Origin of the sequence: Enterococcus diestrammenae (assembly GCF_049384045.1) — a bacterium.
Taxonomy (GTDB): Bacteria; Bacillota; Bacilli; order Lactobacillales; family Enterococcaceae; genus Enterococcus_C; species Enterococcus_C diestrammenae.
In genome coordinates, this window is sequence record NZ_JBMRGR010000036.1 from 1 (window position 1) to 1,690 (window position 1,690).

At 38.9% G+C, this 1,690-nt stretch carries 1 protein-coding gene; it reads left to right on the forward strand.

Annotated features, from left to right (window positions below; all coding sequences use genetic code 11):
* The first annotated feature begins 120 nt into the window (after window positions 1-120).
* Window positions 121-1,569 (forward strand): IS1182 family transposase, encoded by a 1,449-nt coding sequence (locus ACO03U_RS13680; RefSeq protein ID WP_204688051.1) that lies wholly within the window; start codon window positions 121-123, stop codon window positions 1,567-1,569.
* Window positions 1,570-1,690: the final 121 nt, after the last annotated feature.

The window sequence follows — 1,690 nt, forward strand, 5'->3', positions numbered from 1 at the left end:
GAGGCTGCTGAAAAAGTCCCTAGAATAATTAGATACAGAAACACGTGTGAAGCCATCTTGGCTTTGCACGTGTTTCTTCGTATAATTGAAGTATCAATCAAACTAATGGTGGTTAACATTATGCTGAAAAGGCAAGAAGAACTAGTTTTGAGTCCATATTCTGAGCTGTATGACCTGCTGATTCCAGCAGATCACGAACTACGGTTGATGCTGGAACTAGTTGACTTTGAATTCATTTATCAAGAGCTAGAAGATAAGTATTGTCTGGTGAATGGTCGAAATGCCGTTGACCCAATTCGCATGTTTAAATTTCTTCTCCTGAAGGTGATTTATAAAATGTCTGATCGCGACTTGATAAACAGAACAAAAACAGACCTGGCTTTCAAATTCTTTCTTGGCATGTCACCAGAAGATGGTGTGATCGATTCTTCTTTATTGACTAAGTTTCGCCGGCAACGATTGAAAGATAAAAATTTGCTAGATATGCTTATTGCTAAATCAGTTCGCATAGCGATCGATCATAACGTCCTCAAGAGTGAGACAATTATCGTTGATGCCACTCATACAGTATCACGGTTCAATAAAAAATCCCCAGTGGATATTTTACGGAATTATTCTAAGAATCTTCGAAAAGTGGCTTATGGCTTGGATGAAAATCTGAAAGCTAAACTTCCCGCTAAACCAACATTCAACGATTTGGACACGGAAAAAGTCTATACACAAGAAGTGATCAAGACGATTGAAAAACAACCCTACGCTGTTATCCCTGCTGTATCGGAAGCAATGAATATGTTGAAAGAAAAACTTGATGATATCAATGAGGCTTCCGCAGAGTCCTTCGATGATGATGCGCGTACTGGGCACAAAACGGCAGATACTTCATTTCTTGGATTTAAAACGCACATTGCGATGACTGATGAACGAATCATTACAGCTGCCGTTATTACCAGTGGCGAAAAAGGTGATGGGCCTTTTCTACAAGAACTCATTGAAAAGTCTGAAGATAATGGGGTTGAAGTAAAAGCGGTTCTTGGTGACCGCGCATATTCCGGAAAAGAAAATATTGAATACACAGAAGAAAAAGAAATTGAACTGTACGCCCGATTAAACCCGCAAATTTCCCAAGGCTCTCGTAAAGAAAGCTGGGACTACAATAAAGATGCGGAGAGGTTTATTTGTCCTGCCGGTCATTTGGCAATCCGTAAAGCAAGAACTGGTAAAAAAGGACAGAATAAAAATCAAGTGACTACCTACTACTTTGATGTGGAAAAATGTAAGAACTGCCCAATTAGCGAGGGCTGTTATAAAAATGGTGCAAAAAGTAAAAGTTATAGCGTCTCGATATTATCAGACACGCATTCTACGCACAAAGAGTTTCAAGAAACAGAACGCTTCAAGAAAAAGGTCAAGGACCGATACATGATTGAAGCTAAAAATGATGAACTCAAGAACCGGCATGGGTACGATGTGTCCCAAGGCAACGGTTTATTAGGTATGGACATACAAGGGGCAACGACGATATTTGTCGTAAACCTGAAGCGAATTATCAAATTGAATCAAGAAAAATAAGGTTAAAAGGTCAAAAGAAAAGAGCCGATTCTCGTTTTTTGTGAGAATTGGCTCTTTCTTTACAGTAGATAGTTTTTAGAATATCAATTTAGCTGAAAAGTGATAGTTTTTCAGCAGCCTC